The sequence below is a fragment of the Flavobacterium aquidurense genome (assembly GCF_002217195.1).
GTDB classification, from domain to species: domain Bacteria; phylum Bacteroidota; class Bacteroidia; order Flavobacteriales; family Flavobacteriaceae; genus Flavobacterium; species Flavobacterium frigidimaris.
In genome coordinates this window covers 31,234-51,908 of sequence record NZ_MUGR01000010.1, presented here as the reverse complement: position 1 = coordinate 51,908, position 20,675 = coordinate 31,234, and the positions used below count along the sequence as shown (strand labels likewise).

Below are 20,675 nucleotides of genomic sequence, written 5' to 3'. Positions count from 1 at the left end.
TCCGGTTGTGAAAAAAACTGAAAACTGAGACTAAAAACTGCGACTATTTTCCCTTTCGGGTAAAACAATCTTCGATATGATCGTTGACCATTCCGGTAGCTTGCATTTGAGCGTAAATTACGGTTGAGCCTACGAATTTAAAGCCTCTTTTTTTTAGGTCTTTGCTAATTTCGTCTGAAAGTGGAGTAGTGGCAGGGACGTCTTTTAATGTTTTTGGGTTGTTGTCGATTGGTTTCCCGTTGGTAAATTTCCAGATATAATCAGAGAAACTTCCAAATTCTTCCTGTACTTTCATAAAGGCCTGAGCGTTCGAAATGGTCGCGCGAATTTTAAGTTTATTGCGAATGATTCCGCTGTCTTGCAAAAGGGATTCAATTTTTTCTTCAGGATAATGGGCTATTTTTTTATAATCGAAATGATCAAAAGCAACTCTGAAGTTTTCTCTTTTGTTTAAAATGGTGATCCAGCTTAAACCTGCCTGAAAAGTTTCTAAAATCAGAAATTCGAACAAAGAGGCATCGTCATAAACAGGAACACCCCATTCTTCGTCATGGTATTTTTTATATAAATCGCTGGAAGAACACCAACCGCATCTTATTTTATTTTCGTTTTCCATTGTTTTCCTATTTTCCAATGATACCCCTTTACGGAAGGAATGTATGCTGAAGTTCCTACGATGATTAAGTCGTTGTAAATCTTTTTGTTGTATTTGATCCCAATTGCTTTTCCTGAAGTGTACATTTTATTGGCTTCGAACTTAATTTTCATTCGGGCATCTGTAAACTTGGCATCTGATACTTTTTCAATAAACCAGGTAGATTTCCATTTGATGTCAATTTCATCTTCGGCAGTTTTTGTAATGCTTTTTATGAGCTTGACGCCTTCTTTAGGAATGTTATGATTTTCGATTAATTCTTTTTGGGTTAATGTTTCTCCCGTTTTACAAGTCGAAAGTAGTTTTCTGAGATAGCTGAAACCTTTTAGTTTTTCATTGTCCAAAGTTCCTGTGTCGGTACTGTCTTTCGTAGTTTTTGCTTCTTCGCTAACAGTTTTATCGTTTTTAATTTTGTTGGGTAATATCGTTTTTGCAATAGAATCTTTAACGGCTGTTATCGTTTCTACAGTGCTCTTTGAGATGTTTTTTATCTTATCAGAAATTGTTGTCGTAGATTTGAATAATTTTTCCCGATCGTTTTTATTACAGCTGAAGAAGCAGAATGATAGTAGAATTAATACTAAGATTAGATTTTGTTTTTTCATTCGTTAGAATCTTCTTTTTGCTCTTTAATAGTGTCTTTTTCGAGATATTTTTTAATCATATGATGCCCGGCATAAATAAGCGGAGTCAATAGAACGGCTATTGATAGTTTAAAAGTATATCCAATTAAAGCTGACGAAAGAAAGGTATCAAAGTTAATTTTTCCCGGTAACCAGAAAGCAATACCTAGAACAATAAAAGAATCAAATAATTGCGAGATTACAGTTGATCCCGTAGTTCTAAGCCATATTTTTCTTTCTCCGGTACGTCTTTTAAAGAACCAGAATATCCAGACATCGATTAACTGAGATACCATAAAAGCAATCAGACTGCCTATAATTATCCACATACTTTGTCCGAATACAGCTTGAAACTGCTCGTCATTTACGGGACTTATTCCTTTTGCGGCCGGAATGACAATGGCCATAAATAATATTAAAAAAGCGTATGCGATCAGGCAAGCAGTTATAAAAGATAATTTCTTAACTCCTTTTTCACCAAAGTATTCATTGATCAGGTCAGTAGTCAGAAAAACTACCGGCCAGGGCAAAATACCGATACTCATTACAAAAGGTCCAACTTGAATTAATTTTCCTCCAATAAGTTCAGCTACAACGGCATTCGTTATAAATATGCCTGCCAGAACTACAAAAACAATTTCTTTTCGGGTTTTAAACATGTGAGTGGTAAATGATCTGCCAAATTTAAACTATTTCTCTATAACTTAAGACAGATGGGATTAAATTAAAGTTCATCTTAACGACAATCAGAAAGTTAAAATTTCTTTTTGAATGCTCATTTTTAGTTACATTTGAAACAATAATCTATTAAATCAAATTAATGATAATGAAAAAATTAATGACAATTTTTCTCATGGGAACAACTTTATTTGCGGCCAACGCACAAACCAATTCCAATAATCCATTGCTTAAAAAGTGGACGGGACCTTACGGAGGAGTTCCTGCTTTTAATGAGTACAAAGTTTCGGATTTTAAGCCTGCGATTCAATTTGCGATTCAGGAAAAACTGAACGAGGTTGATGTTATTGCAAACAATCCAAAAGCAGCAACTTTTGATAATACCATAGCGGCTTTAGAGCGCTCAGGTAAAACAATGTCCAGAATTTATACTGTTTACGGGATTTACGGCTCTACATTAAGTACTCCGGAATTTGACGCTGTAGAAACAGAAATGTCTCCAAAACTATCTGCGTTCAATGACAAAGTTTTACAAAACAAAAAACTATTTACTAGAATAGAAGCTTTGTATAACTCAAAAGACAGTAAGAAACTGACCAGTGAGCAGCAGCGTTTAATCTGGTTGTATTATACTGATTTTGTTCGTGAGGGTGCTAAATTGAATGAAAAAGACAAAGAAAAAGTAGCTAAGATCAATCAGGAATTAGCAAGTCTATTTACTAAATTCAGCCAAAATTTATTAGCAGAAGAGCACAATCAATATGTAGCCTTAAAAACAGAAAGCGATTTTGACGGTTTGCCGGCTGAAGTAAAAAATGCTGCAATCGCTGAAGCAAAAAGCAGAAAATTAGATGTTATGGGCTGCGTGGCTAATACACGTTCGTCTATTGAACCATTTTTAACTTTCTCAACTCGCAGAGAGTTAAGAGAAAAAGCATTTGACATTTTTGTGAAACGTGGTGATAATGGTAATGCAAACGATAACAACTCAACCCTTGTTACTATTTTGCAATTGCGTACTCAAAAAGCAAAATTATTAGGGTTTCCTACTTTTGCTGATTGGAGTTTGTCTAACAAAATGGCGAAAGATCCTAAGAAGACATTAGATTTAATGTTGTCAGTATGGGAACCTGCTGTAGAAAAAGTACATTTGGATGTTGCTGAAATGCAGAAGATTGTAGATGCTGAAGGTGGTAAATTTAAAATTCAGCCTTGGGATTATCGTTACTATGCTGAGAAAGTAAGAAAAGCAAAATACGATTTAGATCAAAATGAAGTGAAGCCTTATCTGCAATTAGAGAACTTACGTGAAGGTATGTTTTGGGTTGCGGGAGAATTGTTTAATTTAAACTTTAAACAAATTACAAATGTTCCGGTATATCATCCTGATGTGCGTGTTTGGGAAGTAAGTAATAAGATTACAGGTAAAGTGATTGGATTATGGTATTTCGATCCTTATGCACGTGCAGGAAAGCGTTCTGGTGCCTGGATGAATGCGTATCGCGATCAGCAGAAAATGGACGGTGAAGTTCTTACAATCGTTTCGAACAATTGTAACTTTATTAAAGGAGCTGCAAATGAGCCGGTTTTAATTTCCTGGGAAGATGCAACAACTTTGTTTCATGAATTTGGACATGCGCTTCACGGATTATGTTCTAATGTAACGTATCCTAGTTTATCAGGAACAAATGTTGCAAGAGATTATGTAGAGTTTCCTTCGCAATTATTAGAGCACTGGCTGGCGACTCCTGAAGTATTGAATAAGTTTGCTTTGCATTATAAAACCAATCAGCCGTTACCACAATCATTAGTAGACAGAATTGAAAAAGCATCTAATTTTGGTGAAGGTTTTTCTACTGTAGAAACGATTTCAAGTTCATTAATCGACATGAAATTACACCTGGCAACAGAAACTATTGATCCTCATAAATTCGAAAAAGAAACTTTAGATGCGCTTCATATGCCATCAGAGATTGTGATGCGTCATAGAATTCCTCAATTCGGACATATTTTCTCAGGAGATGGATATGCTGCAGGATATTACAGTTATTTATGGGCGGATGTAATCAATGCAGATGCCTGGGAAGCTTTTACTGAAGGAAAAGGACCGTATGATAAAGAAGTGGCGAAACGTCTTTATGATGATATTTTTAGCGTAGGAAATACTATTGATCAGGAGAAAGCTTATGAGAACTTCAGAAGAAGAGCTCCTAAGTCTGATGCTTTAATGCGTGCGAGAAATTTCCCGATTAAGGATAAAAAATAATAAGATTAAATTTCTAAATTGAAATCCCCGGATAATGTAATTATTCGGGGATTTTTTTTGGAGTTTGGGGTTGAGTTTTTGGTCACAGATTTTGTGGATTATAGATTTTGTGGATTATAGATTTTAGTAACAAGTTTATCAGATTTGTTAGACTTTGTCAAAGTTTGAAACCAAGGGTGTAAGGAACTTTTGTGAAAGCTCAATTTTAAAGTTGTTACCTAATTTGATTTATATCTTCAAACATAGCCCGTGTTTTCAACCATGGGCTATTTCGGTAAGTTTACAAGTAAAATACTTTGGTAAATTTTTCCTGTTCTGATGTAAACTTTAAATTACGGCCTCTTTATTAATCTTATAAACCTAAGCGAAGACAATAATTACTAAAACAAAAAAAAGCCCGAATAAATTAATATTCGGGCTTTTTGTATTGAAATAATATATTAACCTAAAGTAACTCTTTTGAAACCTGTGATTTCAACGTTGTATCCTTTAACGTAATCACCAACTTTTTTACTATCGTCTTTGATAAAGTTTTGATCTAACAAAGCTTTCTCTTGATCTAAAGTAGTGTTGTCAGAGATGAAACGTTGCACTTTTCCAGGAATAATTTTATCCCAAATTTGTTCTGGTTTACCTTCAGCTTTTAATTCAGCTTTAGCATCTTCTTCAGCTTGTTTTAAAACTTCTTCAGTCAATTGAGAGAAAGAAATATATTTAGGAACATTTTTTAAAGTTTTTCCTAAACGTTTAGCTTCTTCATTATCTTTTTCGATTACAGCAATACGAGCAGCAAGTTCAGATTCAACGAAAGCAGGATCAAAATCTTTGTAAGATAATGTGTCAGCTCCCATAGAAGCAACTTGCATAGAAACATCTTTAGTTAAAACGTCAGCATTAGGAATTGCAGCAGAAATTGCAGTTAATGCAGCAATTTTGTTAACGTGAACATAAGATCCAACGAAAGCACCTTCTAAAATTTCAAAACCACCGATTTCGATTTTTTCACCGATAACACCAGTTTGCTCGATTAATTTTTCAGCAACAGTAATTCCGTTAAAATCTGAAGCTAAGAATTCTTCTTTAGAAGAGAAGTTAATAGCTCTTTCTACTAATTCTTTAGCCAAAGTTACGAAAGCCTCATTTTTACCTACGAAATCAGTTTCGCAGTTTAAAGTGATGATAGCTCCTTTAGTATTGTCAGCATTGATAAAAGAAACAGCAGCTCCTTCAGAAGACTCACGGTCAGAACGGTTAGCAGCAACTTTTTGTCCTTTTTCTCTAAGGTTTTGTATCGCTTTATCGAAATCACCATCAGCTTCAACTAAAGCTTTTTTACAGTCCATCATTCCGGCACCTGTAGTTTGTCTTAATTTATTTACGTCTGCAGCAGTAATTGTTGCCATAATATTTTGAATTTTAATGTTAAAAGTAAAAATTCCATCTTCTAAATCCCAGACTCCAATTTTATTAAATTATCAACATAACGTTTTTAATTTTGTATTTGGAATTTGGAATTTAAAATTTGGAATTTAAATTTGATTTATTCTTCAGTTGCAGGTGCAGCAGCTTCAACAGCTGGTGCAGCAGGCGCAGCTTCTACAGCAGCAGGAGCAGCAGCTTCTTCTGTTGTAGCTTCAGTTTCTTTGTCAGAGCCTCTGTCAGATAGACCGTCGATTACAGCAGCAGTAACTAAAGATAAAATTTTGTCAATTGATTTAGAAGCATCATCATTTGCAGGAATAACGTAATCAACCTCTCTTGGGTCAGAATTCGTATCAACCATTGCGAAAACTGGAATGTTTAATTTTTGTGCTTCTTTTATTGCGATATGTTCAGCTTTGATATCTACTACGAACAATGCAGCTGGTAGTCTAGACATGTCAGCAATTGAACCTAAGTTTTTCTCTAGTTTCGCACGTAGACGATCAACTTGCAAACGCTCTTTTTTAGATAACGTCATGAAAGTACCATCTTTCTTCATTTTATCAATAGAAGACATTTTTTTAACTGCCTTTCTGATAGTTACAAAGTTAGTTAGCATTCCACCAGGCCATCTTTCAGTGATGTAAGGCATGTTTGCAGCTTTTGCTTTTTCAGCAACGATGTCTTTTGCTTGTTTTTTGGTAGCTACGAATAAGATTTTTCTACCTGATGCAGCGATTTTTTTCAAAGCTTCATTAGCCTCTTCAATTTTTGCTGCAGTTTTATATAGATTGATAATGTGAATACCATTACGCTCCATATAAATGTATGGGGCCATATTCGGATCCCATTTTCTAGTCATGTGTCCAAAGTGAACACCTGCTTCTAGTAAGTCTTTTACTTCTATTTTGTTTGCCATTTTTGTACTAGTTTACGTTCTGTTGATTAGCAATGTCCCGTTTTGGATTCAATGATTTAAAAATTCAAAGATTTAAAAATTTCAGTATGTAATTTTTAAATTATTCAATCTTTTAATATTTCAATCCCAGTTTCATTTAGATGCTAAACTATTTCCTACCTCGATAGGAGAGCAACAACAACTGTGTTTTTTAATTTCAATAAATAATTGATCATGTCTTGTCCTAATTGAACAAGACAGGTAATATTAACGTTTAGAGAATTGGAATCTCTTACGAGCTTTCTTCTGACCGAATTTCTTACGTTCAACCATTCTTGGATCTCTTGTTAATAAACCTTCTGGTTTTAAGATAGCTCTGTTTTCAGCATTTACTTCACACATAACGCGTGCTAATGCCATTCTTACAGCTTCTGCCTGACCAGTTGACCCACCTCCGTAAACATTTACTTTTACATCAAAGTTGTTTACATTTTCTGTCATAGACATTGGTTGTAAAACTTTGTATTGTAAAGTTGCAGTTGGAAAGTAAGTTGCGAATTCTTTTTTGTTTACAGTGATTTTTCCTGTTCCTTCAGAAACATATACACGTGCAACAGCGGTTTTTCTTCTACCGATTTTGTGAATAACTCCCATTACTTAAGATCATTTAGGTTAACAGTTCTAGGTTTTTGAGCTCCTTGTTTGTGCTCAGAACCTACAACAACATTTAGATTTCTAAAAAGTTCAGCTCCTAATTTATTTTTAGGTAACATTCCTTTTACAGCTTTTTCTACTAATAATGCAGGGTTTTTAGATTGCAATACTTTAGCAGTTAAAGTTCTTTGTCCTCCTGGGTAACCTGTATGACGCATGTAAATTTTGTCATTCATTTTTGTACCTGTAAGGTTAATTTTTTCTGAGTTGATAACAATTACGTTATCTCCACAGTCAACGTGCGGTGTGTAACTTGGTTTGTACTTACCTCTTAAGATCATTGCAACCTTTGAAGCAAGACGACCTAAGTTATGACCTTCAGCGTCTACAACAATCCACTCTTTAGTAACAGTGGCTTTGCTTGCTGAAATTGTCTTGTAGCTTAATGCGTCCATAATATTATTTTAATTAAACATTCCATCCCCAATAAAGGGGATGCAAAAGTACAATTAATTATTTTAAAACCAAATACCTGAAAAGAATATTTTATCTGCTGAAAATCAGGGTTTCAGTTTTATATTTAAAACAATAAAAAAAAACCACCTTCACAATAACGCGAAGGTGGTTCAATATTTAGAATTATTTGTGTTAAACAATAAATAAATTGGCAATATCTACAACTTGTTGTGTTGTAAGTGGCTCATCGTAAGCTTCTGATCCTGCAGCAGCTCCAAATGCAGCAGCAGTATTAAATCCTGCCTGTACGGTAACTCCTTCGCCGGCGTAAACGGCTTGAGTGGCTGCTGGCATTCCTGCACCTCTCTCGTCATTAGAAATCCATCCTTTTAATCCGCGTAATCGTCTTACTTCTGAAGCATGACGGGCTTCTACAGAATGTATTTGTAATGCGGCAGTTAATAAATCGGGTGTGGTAATTAAGTTTCCAGCCTGGCCTTTATAGGCTCTTACGCCGGTATCTTCAAAAGCTTGTGCCAATGCTAAAAAGGTTTGATAGTCACCAAACGGATTAAATGTTCCGCCAACAGTAAAATCAAAAGTGGGTTTTGCAACAAAATTGGCACTTCCTGATCCGCCCAGTCCAGCAATCAAAAATTTAACATGACTGGACTCATGTGCTGCTATTTGCTGGAACACTTTTAAATCACGGCCACCATTTTCTGATGCAGGAATTACTCCGGAGTCTAATGCCATGGCGTAAAATTCGTTTTCCAGATATTCTAATGTCAATGCAAATTGCAGGGCGCCAATTGGTGTTGCCGGCGTTGCAGTAATATCTTTTGCAAATGCCTTATTTGCCATAGCAGATAATCCAAATGGGATGGATGCGTATGCCAGTGTTTTTCCTATGTTTCCAAACTGATTAAAACTGTCTCTTCTTGAACCAGTGCTTCTCATTAAGCTGTCATCAGTAAAAGTTTCTATAAATTTTAAAATATTCATAATTTCTAAGTTTTAGCTAGTTAAGATTAAGGTAAATATTTGGCAGTAAATTTTGTAGTAATGAAGCCTCCCGCAATTGGCAGGATTTTAGAAGGATCTTTAGCAACATCCAAGCCAGTAGATGTACTTATAATATCATCGCCGGCAAAATCCTTAGAGTTAGGATTGATTAAACTTCTGATAGCAGCTGCATGTCGGGCCTCTACCGAAACAATTTTCCCGGCTAATAGTAAATAATCGGCACTTTTAATTAGTTTTCCGGCTCCGTTATAAGCAGCAACTCCAGTGTCTTCAAGCGCTTTTGCTGTTGCAAGAACATCTGTACGGCTGTTAAAGTTAAGCGAGCCATAATTAAACGCTAATGTAGGAAGTAATTGTGAGCTTGGATTTGGAAGTGCTCCTGATAAAGCAGCTTTAAAGAAATCTCTGTGAATTACTTCGTGATGATATAAATCAGTTAGGATCTGACGTTCAATATCATTAAAGGCGCTGTTAAAGTTTGTAGCGTTTACAACTTTAGTATAAAAGTCAGCTTCCAGTTGTTCAAGAGCATAAGCATATGTTAATACTCCAAAATCTCCAGAGCCTAAATCAAAAACACCATTTCTAACTCCCGGCAATGAAGTGTCTTCCGGTTGGTTATTATCATCATCGTTATTGCTGCAACCAGCTATTACAAGACCTGCGCCTGCTAATGCCAAGCCGCTGAGCTTTAAGAAGCTCCTTCTGTTATTCAATGAAGGGTCAACCTCATGAATTTTAACTTCGTTTTTCATAATCAAGGTTTTTTAAAAAGGTTAATAACATGTATTAAGGTATTAACGAAATTTTATGATGTACGGTTTTGAAAAATCACGGTTTTTTATTTTTATTTTAAAAAAGGCCTTATAATTTCAAATACTGGTAGGTGTTTTTTGTTTTATTTTCGCTAATTCTACTATATTTGTATTAATTACATAAAATTATTTTTAAATGAAAGCTAAAGCAACTCTAAAACAAATTGCGAAAGAACTAGGTGTTTCTGTGTCTACGGTTTCTAAGGCGTTAAATGACAGTCCGGAAATTAGTGAGCAAACGAAGGTGAAGATTAAGGAGTATGCCAAACTCAAAAATTATAAACCGAATGTTATTGGTCTGAATTTAAAGAATCGTAAAACCAAAACGATCGGTGTAATTATACCTAATATATTGAACTCCTTTTTTGCAAAGGTTTTTAGTGGTATCGAAAAAGTAGCCGATAAAAAAGGATACAATGTAATTACGTGTATTTCGAATGAATCTTTAGAGAAAGAAATTCATACACTTGAAATGTTGAGCAACGGAACAATCGACGGATTTATTCTTTCAGTTTCTGAAGAAGCGCAGAAATTACAGGATTATTCACATTTTTCAGCAATTATAAATGACGGAACGCCAATCGTAATGTTTGATCGTATCGCTGATGAAGTAGAATGTGATAAAGTGGTGGTAGATGATTTTGACTCGGCTTTAAATTCAACACAGCATTTGATCAATTTAGGATGTAAAAATATTGCCCTGATTTCTTCAGTAGATAATTTAAGTGTTGGAAAATTAAGAGCAGATGGCTATTTGAAAGCTTTAGCGGATAATAATATTCCGGTAAACGAAAAAATTATTCTTCGTACCGATTCTGAAGAAGATATGAAGAGCAAGATTGATGCGCTCTTAGATAATAAAATTGACGCTATTTTTGCTTTGGATGAAAATGATTCAGTTGCCGCTTTACGTGTAAGTTTGAAAAAAGGATATAAAGTACCTGAAGATATTTCGATTATAGGTTTTGCTGACGGAATTTTAGCATCGAGACGTTTATCACCAAGTCTAACAACTGTAAGTCAACACGGAATTGAAATTGGAGAAGTTGCCGCCAAACAATTGATCAAACGATTAGAAGAATCAGAAGAAGAAACTTCAGATTATGAAACTATCGTTATTAAGACGAAGTTGAAAGAACGAGAATCGACAAGAAAAGTTAAATAAACAAAAAACCATTCGCTGCAACGAATGGTTTTTTTATAATACCTTATTTTGTTTTCTTAATAAGGTATAAACTATTGTCTTTTTTATCCTGGATCAAAGTAAATTGTAAATCAGGATGAGTATAAAAACCGTATTCTGATTTTAAACTTTTTTCCAATTCTTTTTGTTTGTCTTTTACGGTGTCATAGATTGATTTTTCTTCTGTGTCATAATCATCGATAAAAATATCTTCTTTTTTGAATTTTAGCGTGTCATTCGCAAAAAGTATATTAATAAAGGCGATCCCGTTCCAATAATAGTAAGTATAAGAGTCATTCGCTTGGGTTCGTCCCATGACATTTGAATTGTAATCTAATTTTTGGAAATATTTAAACAGTATTTTATCGTTGGGTATTTTGCCAAGGGCATTTTCGTTAGTAACTTTTTTGTTTTGATTAAAACTTTGTTTTTGTGCATTATCAGATATTTTAGATTCGACACCATATAATACATACCATTGATTGTTTGTAAAATAGATGATCGATGATCTTTTGTCAACAGGTATTGACTTATCTCTCCAGGCGTAAAAATTGTCTAAGTAAATACAATTAGGTAAAATAGTGTCGTGATAATATTTTGATAGTTTTTCAGTGTCCCATGTTAAGTCTTTGTTTACAGGGATAAAAGTTTTTTTTGCTTTGTTTCCGTCAGTTGGCCAAGTTTGGTAATAGAGCAGATCTTTGTTAACTATTTGTTTGTTTAGTAAAACAACATCGCCAAATTCGGATTGATTTGACGATGAAGTTTTATAATTTAAAGTATCGGAAATGTTTCCGTGGGAGTCCATTTTAAATACGGTGTTTAAAAAGTTATCACCTTTATTTCCTCCTCCATGATCGTAAGGTTCTGTTTTAGTTATAACTTTAAGTATAATTTCTCCTTTCGAAATTTCAAGTATTTGAAAGTCGATATTGGGATAATATCCTTTGCTTTTTCCAAATAATGTTATATCATGATTACCGAATTTTTTTACTTCAGATAAATTTTTATAACCGACAAGTTTGCTTGGTAATTTTGTGCGAGGAAAAAGATTTATAAAAAAAGTATCAATACCCAAAGCAAGGCCAATATTAATTTGATATACTAAAAACAAAATAATTATTGTCGCAATGGAGTATTTGATTGTTTTCTTTTTCATTTCAGTTTTTTAATGCGCCTCTAGCCAATCTTTACCTAAACCTAATTCAACATCTAAAGGAACACTCATCATAAATGCATTTTCCATTTCGTGTTTAATCATAGGCTGAATTTTCTCGAGTTCATCATTGTGAACATCGAACACAAGCTCATCATGTACCTGAAGCAGCATTCTTGATTTCCAGTTTTCTTCTTTTAGTTTTTTGTGAATGTTGATCATTGCGATTTTAATGACATCGGCAGCGCTTCCCTGAATTGGTGCGTTTACAGCATTTCTTTCGGCAGCACTTCTCACTACGGCATTTGCGGAGTTGATGTCTTTTAAATAACGACGACGGCCTAAAATCGTTTGCACATATCCTTTTTCGCGGGCAAATTCTATTTGTTCCTGGATGTATGATTTTAATCTTGGGTATGTTTTGTAATACGCTTCGATCAAAGCGGCGCTTTCGCTGCGGGACAATGATGTTTGATTGCTTAATCCAAAAGCAGAAACTCCGTATATAATCCCAAAGTTTACAGTTTTTGCATTGCTTCTTTGTTCACGTGAAACTTCATCCAAAGGCACGTCAAAAACTTTTGCAGCAGTTGCTTTGTGAATGTCTTCTCCGTTTTTAAAAGCGGCAATCATATTTTCTTCTCCGCTCAAAGCGGCAATAATTCTTAATTCTATTTGCGAGTAATCGGCAGAGATTAAAGTATGGTTTTCATCGCGGGCAACAAAAGCTTTACGAATCTGACGGCCTCTTTCAGTACGAATCGGAATATTCTGCAAGTTCGGATTATTAGAACTCAAACGTCCGGTTGCAGCAACAGTTTGCATATAATCGGTATGAACGCGTAATGTTTTTTTGTCTACTTGTTCCGGCAAAGCCAAAATATAAGTACTTTGTAGTTTTACCATTTGGCGCCAATCCAGAATCTGTTTTACGATCGGATTGTCATTGGCTAAATAAGTCAAAACTTCTTCGCCAGTCGCATATTGACCCGTTTTGGTTTTCTTTTGTTTCGCCCCGCCAATTTTCATTTTATCAAATAAGATATCTCCTAATTGTTTTGGAGATGCTAAATTGAATTTCTCACCGGCAGTTTCGTATATTTTTTCTTCCAGAGATTTGATCTCAATATCCATTTCTTTCGACATTGTACTTAAGAATTCTACGTCTAGACGAATTCCTTCAGTTTCCATAGCAGCTAAAACACTTACTAACGGAATTTCGATTTCATCAAATAACTTTTTAGTTTCTGTTTTGTCTAGTTCTGTTGTAAAAATTTCTTTTAGTTGCAATGTAATATCGGCATCTTCCGCAGCATATTCCTTAATCTCTTCAAGGGCCACGTCGCGCATTGTAATTTGGTTTTTACCTTTTTTACCTATTAAAGTTTCAATTGATTTAGGAGAATATTTCAAATAGGTTTCGGCAAGAATATCCATATTATGACGCATATCCGGATTGATCAGATAATGCGCAATCATGGTATCAAAAAGTTTTCCTTTTACAACCACGCCATAATTAGAAAGGATTTTCAGATCGTATTTTAAATTCTGACCAATTTTTTCGATGTCTTCATTCTCAAAAAACGGTCTGAATTTATCAACTAAAATCTGAGCTTCTTCCTGATTTTCTGGAAACGGAACGTAAAATGCTTTGCCTTTTTCATAGGCAAAAGACATTCCTACCAATTCAGCATGCAAAGCATCTAAACCGGTAGTTTCTGTATCGAAACAAACGGCAGTCTGTTTTTGTAAATTTTGTATCAGTAATTTAATTCCTAAATCGCCTTCAACGGCCTGGTAGGAGTGAGGTGTATTTTCTAAAGTATTATAGAATGAAGTTCTTTCTTCTGTACTTTCATCTGTGGTTGCGCCACCTCCAAAAAGATCAAACTGATCGTCGTTTTTAGGTTGTGGTTTTTTGTACAACTTAGCATCCGAAGGCTGGCCTGCATTTGCCAGCTCATTTCCTCCGCCCACTTTAAATAAATTATCAAATTGTTCCGCCATTCTTCTGAATTCCAATTCCTGAAAAATAGCATCGGTTTTTTCGATATCAGGGCGGGTTAATTCGTAATCGTCCTCATTAAAAGTTACCGGGCAATCTAATAATATAGTGGCTAATGTTTTAGAAAGTAACCCTTTTTCTTTGTTGGCTTCAATATTCTCTTTCATTTTTCCTTTTAGCTTATCGGTATTTGCTAAAAGGTTTTCCATTGTTCCAAATTCTTTTAAAAGTTTTTTGGCAGTTACCTCGCCAACTCCCGGAAGTCCGGGGATATTATCAGCGGCGTCACCCATCATTCCAAGAAAGTCAATTACCTGCTCAGGACGTTCGATTTCAAATTTTGCCAATACTTCGGGAACACCCCAAATTTCTATTCCGTTACCCATACGGGCTGGTTTGTACATGAAGATGTTCTCAGAAACCAATTGAGCAAAATCCTTGTCAGGAGTTACCATAAAAACTTTATAGTTTTCTTTTTCGGCTTGTTTGGCAATGGTTCCAATTAAATCGTCGGCTTCAAAACCTTCAACCTGAATAATCGGAATGTGCATGGCTTTTAACAGCTCACATATATAGGGTACGGCAATTTTGATTGCTTCGGGTGTAACATCACGATTTGCTTTGTATTCAGGGAATATTTCGTTACGCAATTGGCTTCCTCCTTTATCAAAGGCTACAGCTAAATGATCTGGTTTTTCACGTTTAATAACATCCAAAAGAGAGTTCATAAAACCCATAATCGCTGATGTATCCATTCCTTTTGAATTGATGCGCGGATTTTTTATGAAAGCATAATAACCACGAAATATTAAAGCATAAGCATCGAGAAGGAAAAGACGTTTTTGAGTTGACATATAAAAAATATTAGTCTGTAAAAATAAACAATTGGGTTTCAAAAATTAATCAAAACAGAAAAATTTTATCCTATAAGTAATATAAGTTCATTTTAGCAGCGTACGCTCTGTAAAGATGCAATGCATTGCAGAGACGCACAGCAGCGCGTCTAACATTTCGGTGATAAAATTAAATGAGCTTATATCACTTATATGGTAGAAAAACACCCAATAGTTAATGTCACGTTAAAATAATTATGATCAGGGATTTCTTCATTTTGTCTTCATATTACAGGGGTACATTTGATCTGTAAAATAAAAGGTATTAATTTTTAAATAGTAGAAATCATGAGAAATTTATTGATGTTATTAGTAGCAGTTTTAGGCACAAGTGTAATGGTAAGTGCATTTCCTGCAAAAGAGGTAAAAACAGCTCCTGCAAAAGAAGTAAAAGCGACAAAACACCCTAAAGCCAAATCTGATAAAAAAGTAAAATCAGAAAAAAGCGAGGCTGCTAAAGTAGAGACAGCTAAAGTAAAAAAATAAGAAAAGGTATTGTAAAATAAAAGGTTAATTAATTTAAAATTTAGAAATCATGAAAAATTTATTTATTGTATTAGTAGCAGTTTTAGGAACAAGTGCAATGGTAAGTGCTCAAACAACTCCAGCTCAGACAGCTCCTGCAAAAGAAGTAAAAGCGACAAAGCACCACAAAAACAAAGCAGATAAAAAAGTGAAGTCAGAAGCTGTAAAAGCTGAAACCCCAAAAGCAAAATAAAAAAGGTTATTATAAAGTAAAAGGTTAATTAATTTAAAATTTAGAAATCATGAAAAATTTATTTATAGTATTAGCAGCAGTTTTAGGAACTAGCGCAATGGTAAGTGCACAAACAACTCCAACTCAGGCAACTCCTGCAAAAGAAGTTAAAGCCACAAAACACCATAAAAACAAAGCGGATAAAAAAGTGAAGTCAGAAGCTCCAAAAGCAGATACCGCTAAAATGAAATAATAAGATTGTTTTTCTTTTGCTTTCAAATAATTGTAAGGGAGGCAAAACAGAAGTAATGATTATGAGGATGCAGGGAGAAAGCTGATAAAGAAATTTATCAGCTTTTTTTGATTCGTTATTTTTTTTATAATTTGCAACAAGGCTTTTTATAATTGCTTAAATTTAGTTGCGTTTAAATGCTGTATTTATGAATATTTTAATTGTTGAGGATAATAAGGAACTCGCTGTCGAAGTTTATGATTTTTTGTGCAACGTAGGTTACGTTTGCAAAATTGCCCATAATTGTAGCGATGCTTTAGAAGAGGTTAGTAGTAATGATTATGATGCAATGCTTCTTGATCTTGGTTTGCCTGACGGAGATGGTTTTGATATTTTGAAAACGGTTCGAAAAACAAAATCAAAAATGGCTGTGATTGTACTTACGGCACGAGGAGAGCTGGACGACAGGATAAACGGTCTGCATTTAGGAGCAGATGATTATTTGACCAAACCATTTGCGCTAACCGAACTTAGCGCGCGACTGTTTGCTGTTATTCGCAGGATTCATGGTTTTACGTTGAATAATTTAAGTATTCACGGTTTTTTATTACAGCTTCAGGATTATAAAGTAAGTTACAATGAAATACCAATTAGTCTGACGAAAAAAGAGTTTGATATCTTTCAATATTTGGTTCTGAATAAAAACAGGGTAATTACCAGATTACAGCTTACAGAACATATCTGGGGGGATATTCTCGAAGTCAATTCAGATTCTAATTTTATAGATGTTCATGTTCGAAATCTCCGAAAAAAACTCGATAAACATACTGCTATCGATTGGTTTGAAACCGTTAGAAATGTAGGTTATCGTATTAATGAGTAAATAAAGTATTGTGAAGATAAAACACCAATTGGCTATTTTTAATGCGCTGACGCGATTGTTGGTAATTGTCGTTTTGTGGCTAATGTTGCCTATTCTGGTCGAAAATGTGGTTTACAGGCACATTAATAATGGACTGCTGGAGAAAAAGAAGAAGTTTATTGATCATTTAGATCGAAATGAAATTAATGATTTCATTGAAAATTCAGACGATTCGACTGAAACCTATTCGCAATTTTCTACACTTCATAGCGAGTTTTTGGTACTTTCGAAATCTCCAATAAAACACAATCAGAAGAAAGCTGTTTTTACGAATGAATATCGAATTATCGAAGGCGAAGAAAATGAATACAGAATCCTGCAATATCATTTTACGTTTGATAATCAAGGGTATCAGTTAGAAATTGGGAGTAGTTTAGGAGAAGTAAAAGACCTTACTTTTATCATTAAATTTTTTATTATCATTGTTTTTGTTGTCATACTATTTATTACTTTTTTGGCAGACACATTTTACATCGAATATTTGCTCAAGCCTTTTTATAAAATTATTGATACAAAAATAAGGCGGGTCAACGAGCCTGAAGCCTTTGATCATACGCCAATAAAGGCAAGATCCAGAGATTTTAGAGAGCTGGATTTTGTACTGAATCAAATGATGGATCGTATTGCGGAGCTTTTCAAAAAAGAAAAACAATTTATTTCGAATGTCTCTCATGAATTGCTTACGCCAATTGCTTTGCTTAAAAACAAATTCGAGAATTTACTGCAAAATGAGTCATTAGATGATAATGCTTTTGATAAAATTGCCGGTGCACTGCGAACTTTGGACATGCTCAAGAAAATCATCAATAACTTATTGTTGATTTCCAGAATCGAAAATAACCAGTATGAAGCAAATGAAAGTATTAATTTTCATGAGCTGATTACGGATCTTCAGGAGGATTTGCAGGATAGAATGGAAGACAGGGAAATTCAGTTTTTGAATAAAATGGAGCATGATTTTATCTTCACGGGAAATAAAACACTGATTCATATTCTGATTTATAATTTAGTTATTAATGCTGTAAAGTACAATAAGCCCAAAGGGAGCATTCTGGTTACCGATGGTTTTTTAGAGGATAGGTACTTTATTTCGATAACGGATTCTGGTATTGGAATGATGGCTTCTCAAATAGAAAATATATTTAACAGGTTTGCGAGAATTAGTTCAGATCAGGATGGTCAGGGGTTAGGTCTTGCGATAGCGGATAGTATTGCTTCTTTTCATCATATCGAGATAAAAGTTACTTCTGTAATAAATGAAGGTACAGTCTTTATGTTGCTCTTTCCGGTAGCTGCAAAACATAATTAAAAGTTAATTTTATTCAGGAGGTTCAATCTTCATTTAATCTTCATTTAGTGATTATATCTTTGAGGTATAATAAATGAAAATAATAATAATCATAAAACTTCAATCATGAAAAAATTAGTAATGTTAGCAGTAGCTGTTCTAGGAACAACTGCAATGGTAAGTGCTCAAACAACTCCAGCACAAACAACTCCGGTAAAAGAAGCTAAAGCTCCTAAAAAAGAGAAAAAAGCAGATAAAAAAGCTAAAAAAGCAGAAGCTGCAAAACCAGAAGCTGCAAAGGCTCAAAAATAAAACGACATAGGTTTGCGAATGTAAAGCGTGTTGTGGATTATAAAGGTTTTAAAAAATTTGGTAGAGAAAAAGCTGGTGGAGAAATCTATCAGCTTTTTGTTGTTATTTGAGTTAAATTTTTGATAATAAAAAGCCATAAAATTTCCATTCTTTGTTACTTTGTTTAAAACTATAAATAATGATCTTACGTTTTGTAATTCTATGTGCTCTTTTTTTATTTATTGAGTTCTATTCTTATCAGGCCTTCCGTACTTTAATCAGGCTACGATGGGTTTTGGTAAGTTATCAGGTTATTAGCTTGCTGCTTTTGATTTTTATTGTTTACTCTTTTACACAATTTGATCGTTCTGTTGGGCAAACCAGACAAACCATGTTTACAATGGGGTTAATGTTGTTGGTTTATGTGCCAAAAATAGTTTTGACGCTGGTAATGTTTGGGGAAGATATTTTTAGAATAGGAGCAAGTATTCTGAATTATTTCATGTACAATACACCTCGTTCTGAAATGATGCCAAACAGGCGAAAGTTTGTTAGTCAGATTGCATTAGGTTTGGCAGCGGTTCCTTTTTTGTCATTGATCTACGGAATTTTTGAAGGGAAATATAATTTTAAAGTATTTAGACAAACGATATTTTTCCCTGATTTACCGGATGCTTTTGATGGATTCAAAATTACTCAGATTTCAGACGTTCATAGCGGAAGTTTTGATAATCCGGAGAAGATAAATTATGCCATTGACCTGATTAATGAGCAAGAAGCAGATATGATTTTGTTTACCGGAGATATTGTAAATACTCATGCCAAGGAAATGCACCCATGGTTAGAGACTTTTAATAGAATAAAAGAGTATAAATACGGGAAATTTTCAGTTTTAGGGAATCATGATTATGGCGAATATGTTACCTGGCCATCTGAGAAAGAAAAAGATGAAAATTTTAAGGCGATCAAGGATCTTTATGGACAAATTGGATTTGAACTTTTGTTAAACGAACATACTTATATTCAAAAAGGCAATGATAAAATCGCTTTAATCGGAGTAGAGAACTGGGGACATAATTTTAAAAAGGCAGGAGATTTAAATAAAGCTTCTCAAAATGTGCATCAGGACGATTTTAAGGTATTAATGAGTCATGACCCGAGTCATTGGGAGTATGAGATTAAAAATCATCCTAAAAACTTTCATTTAACATTGGCAGGACATACGCATGGCATGCAATTTGGGATTGAAATTCCGGGTTATTTTAAATGGAGTTTGGCACAATATATTTACAAGCAATGGGCAGGATTATACGAAAATCTTGGTCGATACGTTTATGTAAACCGCGGATTTGGTTTTCACGCCTATCCTGGAAGAGTGGGTATCATGCCTGAAATAACAGTGATTGAACTAAAAAAAGGGAACAATGTGGCTTAATTCGTTAAAAATGCTACATTTGTATATAATTATCTCTTTTTAACAGAATAAAAAATAATTAAATTTTTGGTTTTATGTCAAAATTTGGAGAACTTATAAATGCTCAGGTTCCAGTGTTAATTGATTTTTACACTGATTGGAACGAATCATCCGTATCGATGCATCCTGTAATTAAGGATGTTGCTGCTGCACTTGGCGATAAAGCCAAAGTCATTAAAATCGATGTGGATAAAAATCAGGAATTAGCAGAAGCGCTGCGTATAAAAGGACTTCCTACTTTAATGATTTATAAAGAAGGGCAAATGATCTGGAGGCAGTCAGGTGAGTTAGATGCGAATACGATTATTGGAATTGTCCAGGAGCAATTCAATTTATAAAATACACGACTTCTTTAAGTGATATTATTAGTGAATAATATCAAAAGTATATCCGTTTTCCTTTAAAAAGTGTAAAGTTTTAGGCAAGGCAAATTTTAAATTTGGCGAAGCTTTTATGCTGTCATGAAATACAATTACACTTCCAGATTTTACGTTTTTAGTAACGTTTTCAAGACATTTTTCAGGAGTAATAGTCTGATCAAAATCAGCGCTCAAAACGTCCCACATAATTATTTTATAGCCTAGTTTTCTCAGGATTTTAGATTGTGCCTTTTTTATTTTTCCGTAAGGCGGACGAAATATAAGGTTACAGGTTTTTTCTTCTTCTAAAACAGCAGCGCAATTTTTTACATTTTCGATGTAATCGTTATTGTTGCTCTTCCAGCCGTTAACATGATTCATAGTGTGATTTCCTATGGAGTGGCCATCAGTAATTAGCTTCTCGAATAAAGACAAGTTGGCTTTTATATTTTTCCCGATACAGAAGAAAGTGGCTTTTGCATCAAACTTTTTCAATTCAGATAAAACCCAGTCTGTGATTTCAGGAGTTGGGCCATCATCAAAGGTTAGGTATATTTTCTTTTCATTGTTTGGGATGTCCCAGCAATATTTAGAAAATACCCTTTTGATGAATGAATTTGTTTTTACCCAATAAAAGCTCATTTTGAATAGTTTTATATATGTAAAAATAAAAAATGCAGCT

The 20,675-nt window shown here is 34.2% G+C and carries 22 protein-coding genes; 10 read left to right on the top strand and 12 right to left on the bottom strand.

From position 1 onward, the window contains the following. Nucleotides 1–43 precede the first annotated feature (43 nt). Genes B0A67_RS06380 through B0A67_RS06370 form a run of 3 tightly spaced genes read right to left on the bottom strand, consistent with a single transcriptional unit; the run spans nt 44 to nt 1,937 of the window. A complete protein-coding gene (locus B0A67_RS06380) occupies nt 44–616 on the bottom strand; it encodes a DNA-3-methyladenine glycosylase I (RefSeq protein ID WP_072954417.1) in 573 nt (190 codons plus the stop codon). Next, nucleotides 595–1,260: a hypothetical protein gene (locus B0A67_RS06375; protein WP_072954414.1), complete on the bottom strand. Its 666-nt coding sequence runs from the start codon at nt 1,258–1,260 to the stop codon at nt 595–597. Before B0A67_RS06375 ends, B0A67_RS06380 begins: the two co-directional genes overlap by 22 nt. Then, nucleotides 1,257–1,937, bottom strand: a complete 681-nt coding sequence (locus B0A67_RS06370) for a queuosine precursor transporter (RefSeq protein WP_072954411.1) — start codon at nt 1,935–1,937, stop codon at nt 1,257–1,259. The genes B0A67_RS06375 and B0A67_RS06370 overlap by 4 nt, the downstream gene beginning before the upstream one ends. Before the next feature lie 167 nt (nt 1,938–2,104). On the opposite strand from B0A67_RS06370, the gene B0A67_RS06365 reads away from it, so the two are divergent. After that, nucleotides 2,105–4,222 (top strand): M3 family metallopeptidase, encoded by a 2,118-nt coding sequence (locus tag B0A67_RS06365; RefSeq protein ID WP_084074450.1) that lies wholly within the window; start codon nt 2,105–2,107, stop codon nt 4,220–4,222. 440 nt (nt 4,223–4,662) lie between these two features. Here the strand turns inward: B0A67_RS06365 and tsf are convergent, their stop codons facing one another. From tsf to B0A67_RS06335, 6 genes are all read right to left on the bottom strand, one after another. Next, nucleotides 4,663–5,625, bottom strand: a complete 963-nt coding sequence (gene tsf / locus B0A67_RS06360) for a translation elongation factor Ts (protein ID WP_072954408.1) — start codon at nt 5,623–5,625, stop codon at nt 4,663–4,665. Nucleotides 5,626–5,762: 137 nt separating this feature from the next. Then, on the bottom strand, nt 5,763–6,563 hold the full coding sequence (gene rpsB / locus B0A67_RS06355) for a 30S ribosomal protein S2 (protein WP_072954405.1): 801 nt from the start codon (nt 6,561–6,563) through the stop codon (nt 5,763–5,765). A gap of 246 nt (nt 6,564–6,809) precedes the next feature. After that, nucleotides 6,810–7,196 (bottom strand): 30S ribosomal protein S9, encoded by a 387-nt coding sequence (rpsI, locus tag B0A67_RS06350; RefSeq protein ID WP_007808909.1) that lies wholly within the window; start codon nt 7,194–7,196, stop codon nt 6,810–6,812. Then, on the bottom strand, nt 7,196–7,651 hold the full coding sequence (rplM, locus tag B0A67_RS06345; RefSeq protein WP_007808911.1) for a 50S ribosomal protein L13: 456 nt from the start codon (nt 7,649–7,651) through the stop codon (nt 7,196–7,198). The genes rpsI and rplM overlap by 1 nt, the downstream gene beginning before the upstream one ends. A 193-nt stretch (nt 7,652–7,844) precedes the next feature. Continuing rightward, nucleotides 7,845–8,657, bottom strand: a complete 813-nt coding sequence (locus B0A67_RS06340) for a ferritin-like domain-containing protein (RefSeq protein ID WP_072954402.1) — start codon at nt 8,655–8,657, stop codon at nt 7,845–7,847. Between the two features lie 26 nt (nt 8,658–8,683). Continuing rightward, nucleotides 8,684–9,433, bottom strand: a complete 750-nt coding sequence (locus tag B0A67_RS06335; protein WP_072954399.1) for a ferritin-like domain-containing protein — start codon at nt 9,431–9,433, stop codon at nt 8,684–8,686. Nucleotides 9,434–9,629: 196 nt separating this feature from the next. Between B0A67_RS06335 and B0A67_RS06330 the strand changes: the two genes are divergently transcribed. Continuing rightward, nucleotides 9,630–10,658: a LacI family DNA-binding transcriptional regulator gene (locus tag B0A67_RS06330; RefSeq protein ID WP_072954395.1), complete on the top strand. Its 1,029-nt coding sequence runs from the start codon at nt 9,630–9,632 to the stop codon at nt 10,656–10,658. A gap of 43 nt (nt 10,659–10,701) precedes the next feature. Here B0A67_RS06330 and B0A67_RS06325 read toward each other — a convergent pair whose 3' ends face one another. Together B0A67_RS06325 and polA are read right to left on the bottom strand one after the other, a co-directional pair. Further along, nucleotides 10,702–11,835 (bottom strand): hypothetical protein, encoded by a 1,134-nt coding sequence (locus B0A67_RS06325; RefSeq protein ID WP_072954391.1) that lies wholly within the window; start codon nt 11,833–11,835, stop codon nt 10,702–10,704. A 9-nt stretch (nt 11,836–11,844) separates the two neighbouring features. After that, a complete protein-coding gene (gene polA, locus B0A67_RS06320; RefSeq protein WP_072954388.1) occupies nt 11,845–14,691 on the bottom strand; it encodes a DNA polymerase I in 2,847 nt (948 codons plus the stop codon). Between the two features lie 327 nt (nt 14,692–15,018). Here polA and B0A67_RS06315 point away from each other — a divergent pair, with 327 nt between their 5' ends. The 8 genes from B0A67_RS06315 to B0A67_RS06280 all read left to right on the top strand — a co-directional run bounded on the left by B0A67_RS06315 (nt 15,019) and on the right by B0A67_RS06280 (nt 19,972). Then, nucleotides 15,019–15,216, top strand: coding sequence for a hypothetical protein (locus tag B0A67_RS06315; protein ID WP_072954386.1), 198 nt, complete (start codon nt 15,019–15,021; stop codon nt 15,214–15,216). Between the two features lie 49 nt (nt 15,217–15,265). After that, on the top strand, nt 15,266–15,448 hold the full coding sequence (locus B0A67_RS06310) for a hypothetical protein (protein ID WP_072954383.1): 183 nt from the start codon (nt 15,266–15,268) through the stop codon (nt 15,446–15,448). A gap of 49 nt (nt 15,449–15,497) precedes the next feature. Beyond that, on the top strand, nt 15,498–15,680 hold the full coding sequence (locus tag B0A67_RS06305; protein WP_072954380.1) for a hypothetical protein: 183 nt from the start codon (nt 15,498–15,500) through the stop codon (nt 15,678–15,680). A gap of 187 nt (nt 15,681–15,867) precedes the next feature. Then, nucleotides 15,868–16,542, top strand: coding sequence for a response regulator transcription factor (locus tag B0A67_RS06300; RefSeq protein WP_072955523.1), 675 nt, complete (start codon nt 15,868–15,870; stop codon nt 16,540–16,542). A gap of 10 nt (nt 16,543–16,552) precedes the next feature. Continuing rightward, on the top strand, nt 16,553–17,890 hold the full coding sequence (locus B0A67_RS06295; protein WP_242670934.1) for a sensor histidine kinase: 1,338 nt from the start codon (nt 16,553–16,555) through the stop codon (nt 17,888–17,890). A gap of 105 nt (nt 17,891–17,995) precedes the next feature. Next, nucleotides 17,996–18,181 carry a hypothetical protein gene (locus tag B0A67_RS06290; protein ID WP_072954375.1) on the top strand — a complete coding sequence of 62 codons (186 nt, stop codon included), beginning with the start codon at nt 17,996–17,998 and terminating at the stop codon, nt 18,179–18,181. Nucleotides 18,182–18,359: 178 nt separating this feature from the next. Next, the gene (locus B0A67_RS06285; protein WP_072954372.1) at nt 18,360–19,595 is read left to right on the top strand and encodes a metallophosphoesterase; all 1,236 of its coding nucleotides are present in this window, start codon (nt 18,360–18,362) and stop codon (nt 19,593–19,595) included. A 74-nt stretch (nt 19,596–19,669) separates the two neighbouring features. Beyond that, complete coding sequence (locus tag B0A67_RS06280) at nt 19,670–19,972, top strand: thioredoxin family protein (RefSeq protein WP_068844990.1); 303 nt, start codon at nt 19,670–19,672, stop codon at nt 19,970–19,972. A 27-nt stretch (nt 19,973–19,999) separates the two neighbouring features. Here B0A67_RS06280 and B0A67_RS06275 read toward each other — a convergent pair whose 3' ends face one another. Further along, nucleotides 20,000–20,635, bottom strand: coding sequence for a polysaccharide deacetylase family protein (locus B0A67_RS06275; RefSeq protein ID WP_072954369.1), 636 nt, complete (start codon nt 20,633–20,635; stop codon nt 20,000–20,002). Between the last annotated feature and the right edge of the window lie 40 nt (nt 20,636–20,675).